This window comes from Azospirillum sp. TSH20 (assembly GCF_003115935.1).
Classification (GTDB): Bacteria; Pseudomonadota; Alphaproteobacteria; order Azospirillales; family Azospirillaceae; genus Azospirillum.
Genome location: NZ_LGQU01000114.1, coordinates 1 through 6991, shown reverse-complemented (window position 1 = coordinate 6991; position 6991 = coordinate 1). Strand labels below are relative to the sequence as shown.

Below are 6991 nucleotides of genomic sequence, written 5' to 3'. Positions count from 1 at the left end.
GCAGCGCGCCTTCCAGATGGACTTCCAGGTGCAGCTGTCCTTCGAGAACATCAACGCGCCGGAGATCGGCGTCTATGGCGTCGACCACATCGCGGTGGCCGAGGGGCTGGGCTGCAAGGCGATCCGCGTCACCGAGCCCGACCGCATCCAGGACGCCTTCACCCAGGCCCAGGCCTGGATGGACGAGTATCAGGTGCCGGTCGTCGTCGAACTGGTGCTGGAGCGGGTGACCAATATCTCCATGGGCACCGACATCGACAACGTCACCGAGTTCGAGGAGACGCTGGACCTGCCGGTGGACGAGAGCGAGACCGTTCTGGTCTGACGATCCTCTCCGTCTGACGAAAGCCGCCGGGGCGCTGTCGCGCTCCGGCGGCTTTCTTTTTGGCCGGATTGCTGCGTCGCGCAAATTCCCTCGCCGCAGAGTGCGTGCTAGCGTCGATGCCGATCCGTAGCCGGGAAGGGAGTCCGCGCGAGCATGGCGTTGCTTGAAAACATGCGCATCTTTGTCCGCGTCGTCGAGCTGGGCAGCCTGTCGGCGGCCGGACGGAACCTGCGCATGTCGCCGGCCATGGTCAGCCACCGCATCCAGCAGTTGGAAACCCATCTCGGCGTCCGGCTGCTGAACCGCACGACGCGGCAGTTGCAGGCGACCGAGACCGGCATGGATTTCTACCAGAGTTGCCTTGAGGTTCTGGAGGCGGTGGAGCGCGCGCACAGCAGCATCGCCGCCGGGTCCGGTGTGCCGTCGGGCAGTGTGCGGGTAACGGCGCCGCTGGGCTTCGGCCGCCGTATCCTGGCGCCGCTGGTTCCGGACTTCTGCGCCGCCCACCCGCTGGTGGAGGTGCGGCTGCGCCTGTCCGATCATCTGCTGGATCTGCTGCGCGAGGCGGTGGATGTCGCGGTGCGGATGGCGGCGCTGAAGGATTCAAGCTTCGTCGTGCGCAAGATCGCCGACTTGCGCCGCGTGCTGGTGGCCGCTCCCTCCTACCTGTCGGAACGCGGCCGGCCTTCGATGCCGGCGGATCTCTCCGGCCACAACTGCCTGCTTCTGCGTTTTCCCGGCACCCAGCAATATCAATGGAGCGTGCTGGAGAATGGCGAGCCGGTGAAGCTGCCGGTGTCGGGCCGCTTCGACGCCGACGACGGCGACGTGCTGACCGGCTGGGCGCTGGACGGCCGCGGCATCGCCATGAAGCCGCTGTGGGAGGTGGCGGACCATCTCGCCAGCGGCGCGCTGGTGCCGGTTCTGCCGGACTTCCCGCCGGAGCCCGTGACGCTGGCCGTGCTTTATCCCCATCGCGCGCTGGTGCCGGCCAAGGTGCGGGCCTTCGCCGACCATATGGTGCCGAAGATCAAGGCGGCGCTGACGGCGATCTCGCCGGATACAATCCTGTAGGGCAGTCAGCGCCGACATTTCCTGAACGATCGCGCAGATCTTGCGAACGCCCGCGCATTCAGCGTTCGGCGCCCGGCGTCTATCGTTGCCGTTCCCCACAACGGAGACGACTCATGAACAGCTCAGCACCCACCTCGAAGGTCGTGGCGATCACCGGTGCCAGCAGCGGCATCGGCGAGGCGACGGCCCTGCGTCTGGCCGCGTCCGGCGCGAAGCTCGTCCTCGGCGCCCGCCGGGCGGATCGGCTGGACGCGCTGGCTCGACGCATCGCGCAGGCCGGCGGCGAAGCGGTCTTTCTGCCGACCGATGTCCGCCGGCGCGGCGACCTGACCGCTCTGGTCGGGCTGGCGTGCGAGCGGTTCGGACGGCTCGACGTCCTCATCAACAACGCCGGGATCGGTCCGATCTCGCCGCTCGACGAATTGCGGGTCGAGGATTGGGAAGACATGGTGGACGTCAACATCAAGGGCGTGCTCTACGGCATCGCTGCGGCGCTGCCGGTCTTCCGCGCCCAGGGAAGCGGCCATTTCGTCACCACGGCATCGACCGCCGCGCACCGCACGGTGCCCACCATGGCCGTCTATGCCGGAACGAAGGTCGCCGTCCGCACCATCTGCGAAGGGCTGCGGCAGGAGGCCGGCGAGACCCTTCGGGTGACGGTCATATCCCCCGGCTTCGTTCGCACGGACTTTATCGACGGCATCACCAGTGCGGAGGTGCGGGCGCGGGTTGCCGCATCACGCGACGCGCTTGGGATCCCGCCGGACGCCGTCGCCCGTGCCATCGCTTTCGCCATCGACCAGCCTGCCGACGTCGACATTAACGAGATCATCGTCCGCCCCACCGCGCAGGCCTGACCGCGCCGCCACCAGCCCGGCTGCCGCATGCTTGTTGCGGTAGAGGCTCGGCGCCATACCGAAGGTCCGCTTGAAGGCGTTGCTGAACGCGCTTTCCGACTGGTAGCCGAGCGACAGGGCGATGGCCGACACCGACGTCGTCTCGCAGCACAGCTCCCGCTCGGCCAGCCGCATGCGCCAGTTCAGCAGATAGGTGAGCGGCCCGACCCCGGCCGCCGCCTTGAAGCGTACGGCGAAGGCCGTCCGCGACATGCCCGACGCCCGCGCCAGTTCCCCGAGTTGCCAGGCGCGGCCGGGATCGCCGTGCATCAGCCGCAGGGCGGGAACGAGGCGCGGGTCGCGCAACGCGCCGGCCCAACCGGGACCGAGCGGACCGGATGTGGCGAGATGGGCGCGGATGATCTGGACGAACAGCATCTGCGCCAACTGACCCGACACCAGCATGGTGCCCGGCCGTCCTTCGGCCAATTCGCTTCCGAGCTGGTCGAGCAGCCAGCGCATGGCGGGCGCCTCCGCCGCTCCCGACCGAACATGGATCAGCGGCGGCAACACGTCCCGGAGCAGGTGGCCACGGATTGGATCGAGCGTGACATGCCCGCCGACCGCCAGGAACTCCGCGCCGTTGCCGACCGTCACCCGGTCACCCTTCGTCGGATCGCCGGCCGCGGCGGCGAAAGCGCCGGCGCCGTCCTCCGCGGGCAGGGCAAGGTCGCTGCCGAGCCGAAATGGCTGCTCCGCGGCCAGCATGATCACGTCGCCGGTGGCGAGGTGCCGCGGCTCATCGATGCCGTCCACCGCCAGCCAGACGTCGCCCGTCATGATGGCGATGAACTTGATCATCCCCGGCGGTGGGAAGCGCATCGCCCAGTTCCCGCCGGCCGCCAGCCGGCCGGACACGGCGCAGCGGCTGCCCGCCAGCGTCAGGATGTCCGAGAGTGGATCGCCGTCCGCGGAAGGGCGGACCTCCACCTCACACCCCCCGTGAGCGCACCAGCAGCACCCGCGCCTCTTCCGCCGCGCGGGTCAGGTGGGGCAGGAACTGCACCTCCATCTCCGGGCAGGTGACGCGGGCGGCCTGGGCGCTGATGTTCATCGCCGCGACCACGCCGCCCGACGCGGTGCGGATCGGCACGGCGATGGAGCGCAGCCCCAGCTCCAGCTCCTGGTCCACCAATGAGAAGCCGCGCTCCCGCACCCGCTCCAGTTCGCGTTTCAGTGCGTCGGCCGCCGTGATAGTCCGCTCGGTGTAGGGCTTCAGCGGCACCCGCGCCAGATAGGCGTCCAGCTCCGCCTCCGGCAGCGCCGCCAGCAGGACGCGGCCCATCGAGGTGCAATAGGCGGGCAGGCGGCTGCCGACATTCAGCCCGACCGACATGATCCGCTTGGTCGCCGCGCGGGCGATATAGACCACGTCGTCCTCGTCCAGCACGGCGGCGGAACAGGATTCCTGCACCGCCCCGCTGACCTGCTCGATCAGCGGGTCGAGGATCGTCGCCAGCGGGGCCGACGACAGGAAGGAATAGCCCAGCGCCAGGATCTTCGGCCGCAGATGGAAGGTCCGGCCGTCCGATCCGGCATAGCCCAGTTGCATCAGCGTCAGCAGGCAGCGCCGTGCCGCCGCCCGCGGCAGGCCGGTGATCTTGGCGATGTCGGCGATGGTCAGGTTCGGCTCGCGTTCGGTGAAAGCGCGAATCACCGACAGGCCACGGGCCAGAGAGGTCATGAAGTTCGGGTCGGACGCTTCCTCCGCCGCGCCGGAAGACGGCTCGTCCGCGGCCTTGGCCAGATGCTGAGTGTCGGCCATGCGATGGCTCCTTCCCCGAAGAGCGGTCCTAGGACGGCCAAATTAGGGCGATTACCGCGCAATAGCCAGAAAAATCGAACAAAACCGCCCACAACTCCGTCGGCGGCAGAAATAGTTCGAGGTGCCCGCAATTGATGTTGCGGGTGTCTGGCATCTGGTATACCGTATCGATAATTCAAAACGACGCGCCACAGGGCGATCACCCGGACGCTCGCACAGGAACGCTCACGACAACAAGCGGCGCCGATGGCGTCGGCGCGCAAAGGGTCGGAAACGTGATGAACCGCGAAAGATTCAGTGTTGAACCCCTCGAACAGGGGATGAGCTTCAAGGCCAAGGCCTACCAATCGCTGCGACAGGCCATCACGCAGATGAACATCTACGGCCAGAGCAACGAGATCAGGTTGGACGAACGCCGTCTGTGCGAAGCGTTGGGTGTCAGCCGCACCCCGGTGCGTGAGGCGATGGCGCTGCTGGAACAGGAGGGGTTCATCCGCTCCCAACCGCGGCGCGGGATCTTCGTGGTGCGCAAGACGAAGGCCGAACTGGTGGAGATGATCACGGTGTGTGCCGCCCTGGAAGGCATGGCGGCACGCCTGTTCGTCGAAAACGCCACCACGGACAAGCTGGAACTCCTGCACGCCGCGTTCGACAAATATACGAAAGCCGAGTTGGCGGAGCATGTCGCCGAGTATTCGGACGCCAACATCGTCTTCCATCAAAGCATCGTCCAGGCTTCGGGCTCCACCCTGATCTCGGACCTGACCGACCGCTTCTTCATCCATATGCGTGCGATCCGCCGCGCGACGATGGGCCTCGGCGACCGTGCCGACCAGTCCGTCCACGAGCATCGGGAAATCATCGAGGCGCTTGCCGCCCGCGATGCCGATCTCGCGGAACGCCGCGTCCGGGAACACACGCTCGGTCTCGCACAGTACGTGGAACGGCATTGCGCCTTCCTCGACTAACCGATCTTGAACCTTTTTGGAGCCTCGGGGAGGAGTCACCCATATGTCTACTGCGGCTGCAACGATCACTAAGAACCAGGCCACGGAAGCATCTGTTGTCGAAGACGCGCCGGCGCTGACCGACGGCTTCCAGCTCGTCATCGACGCGCTCAAGCTCAACGACATCAACAACCTGTATGTCGTCCCCGGTATTCCGATCTCCGACCTGCTGCGCATGGCGCAGGCCGAGGGCATGCGCGTCGTTTCGTTCCGCCACGAACAGAATGCCGGCAACGCCGCCGCGATCGCCGGTTTCATGACGAAGAAGCCGGGCGTCTGCATGACGGTGTCGGCGCCGGGCTTCCTGAACGGCCTGACCGCTCTGGCGAACGCCACCACCAACTGCTTCCCGATGATCCTCATCAGCGGCTCGTCGGAGCGCGAGATCGTCGACCTGCAGCAGGGCGACTATGAGGAGATGGACCAGCTCGCCATCGCCAAGCCGCTCTGCAAGGCCGCCTTCCGCATCCTGCACGCCCAGGACATCGGCATCGGCGTGGCGCGTGCCATCCGCGCCGCCGTGTCGGGCCGTCCGGGCGGCGTCTATCTCGACCTGCCGGCGAAGCTGTTCTCGCAGGTGATGGACGCCGTGGAAGGCGCCAAGTCGCTGGTCAAGGTGGTCGATCCGACCCCGGCGCAGTATCCGTCGGCCGACGCGGTCAACCGCGCGCTCGACCTGCTGAAGGGCGCCAAGCGTCCGCTGGTCATCTTCGGCAAGGGTGCCGCTTACGCCCAGGCCGACGAGACGATCCGCGCCTTCGTCGAGAAGAGCGGCATCCCGTTCCTGCAGATGAGCATGGCCAAGGGCCTGCTGCCCGACACCCATCCGCAGTCGGCCGGCGCCGCCCGTTCGCTGGTGCTGCAGGAAGCCGACGTGGTCATGCTGGTCGGCGCGCGCCTGAACTGGCTGCTGTCGCACGGCAAGGGCAAGACCTGGGGCAAGCCGGGCTCCAAGAAGTTCATCCAGGTCGACATCGAGCCGCGGGAGATGGACAGCAACGTCGAAATCCATGCTCCGCTGGTCGGCGACATCGCCTCGGTCATGGAAGTGATGCTGAAGGGCATCGAGGGCGGCCTGACCCCGCCGACCGAGTGGATGGCCACCGTCGCGGCCAAGCGTGAGCAGAACGTCGCCAAGATGGCGCCGAAGCTGATGAGCAACGCGTCGCCGATGAACTTCCATGGTGCGCTGGGCGCTCTGCGCCGCGTCATCAAGGAGCGTCCGGACGCCATGCTGGTCAATGAGGGCGCCAACACCCTCGACCTCGCCCGCGGCATCATCGACATGTACGAGCCGCGCAAGCGTCTGGATGTCGGCACCTGGGGCGTCATGGGCGTCGGCATGGGCTATGCCGTCGCCGCGGCGGTGGAGAGCGGCAAGCCGGTGCTGGCGGTGGAAGGCGACAGCGCCTTCGGCTTCTCCGGCATGGAGGTGGAGACGATCTGCCGCTACAACCTGCCGGTCTGCATCGTCATCTTCAACAACAACGGCATCTATCGCGGGACCGACACCAACCCGACCGGCGGGGCCGACCCGTCGCCGATGGTCTTCGTCCCGGGTTCCCGTTACGACAAGATGATGGAAGCCTTCGGTGGCGTCGGTGTCCATGTCACCAACCCGGACGAGCTGTACCGCGCGGTCAACGAGGCGATGGACAGCGGCCGTCCGACCCTGATCAACGCCGTCATCGATCCGGCGGCGGGCACCGAAAGCGGCAATATCGGCAGCCTGAACCCGACCAGTTCGGTCCGTAAGATGCCGTCCTAAGAGACGGCCTCAGGAAGCCAAGCGGCCACACGACTTTAAAAAAGCAGGGGGAGAGATACATGGGCAAGGCACTTCAGGGCGTGCGGATTCTCGACTTCACGCATGTGCAGTCGGGGCCGACCTGCACCCAGTTGCTCGCCTGGTTCGGCGCCGACG

8 protein-coding genes are annotated in these 6991 nt (G+C 67.0%); 6 read left to right on the top strand and 2 right to left on the bottom strand.

Translation table 11 applies throughout. The features are described 5' to 3' along the window. From TSH20_RS27750 to TSH20_RS27740, 3 genes are all read left to right on the top strand, one after another. A partial coding sequence (locus TSH20_RS27750; protein WP_348770460.1) for a thiamine pyrophosphate-dependent enzyme occupies positions 1-325 on the top strand: 325 nt, incomplete at its 5' end. Between the two features lie 153 nt (positions 326-478). Continuing rightward, complete coding sequence (locus TSH20_RS27745; protein ID WP_109157676.1) at positions 479-1399, top strand: LysR family transcriptional regulator; 921 nt, start codon at positions 479-481, stop codon at positions 1397-1399. Positions 1400-1512: 113 nt separating this feature from the next. After that, positions 1513-2256, top strand: coding sequence for an SDR family oxidoreductase (locus TSH20_RS27740; protein WP_109157677.1), 744 nt, complete (start codon positions 1513-1515; stop codon positions 2254-2256). Here TSH20_RS27740 and TSH20_RS27735 read toward each other — a convergent pair. Both TSH20_RS27735 and TSH20_RS27730 read right to left on the bottom strand, forming a co-directional pair. Further along, entirely contained in the window at positions 2137-3225 is a 1089-nt protein-coding gene (locus tag TSH20_RS27735; RefSeq protein ID WP_199232157.1) for an AraC family transcriptional regulator, read from the bottom strand. The two genes, TSH20_RS27740 and TSH20_RS27735, sit on opposite strands and share 120 nt — an antisense overlap. A gap of 1 nt (position 3226) precedes the next feature. Continuing rightward, entirely contained in the window at positions 3227-4060 is an 834-nt protein-coding gene (locus TSH20_RS27730; protein ID WP_109157678.1) for an IclR family transcriptional regulator, read from the bottom strand. A 134-nt stretch (positions 4061-4194) separates the two neighbouring features. Here TSH20_RS27730 and TSH20_RS27725 point away from each other — a divergent pair, with 134 nt between their 5' ends. The 3 genes from TSH20_RS27725 to TSH20_RS27715 all read left to right on the top strand — a co-directional run. Then, on the top strand, positions 4195-5028 hold the full coding sequence (locus TSH20_RS27725) for a GntR family transcriptional regulator (protein ID WP_247871039.1): 834 nt from the start codon (positions 4195-4197) through the stop codon (positions 5026-5028). Between the two features lie 43 nt (positions 5029-5071). Beyond that, positions 5072-6835, top strand: a complete 1764-nt coding sequence (oxc, locus tag TSH20_RS27720; RefSeq protein WP_199232158.1) for an oxalyl-CoA decarboxylase — start codon at positions 5072-5074, stop codon at positions 6833-6835. A gap of 59 nt (positions 6836-6894) precedes the next feature. Further along, the coding region (locus tag TSH20_RS27715) for a CoA transferase (protein WP_146207488.1) at positions 6895-6991 on the top strand (97 nt) is incomplete at its 3' end.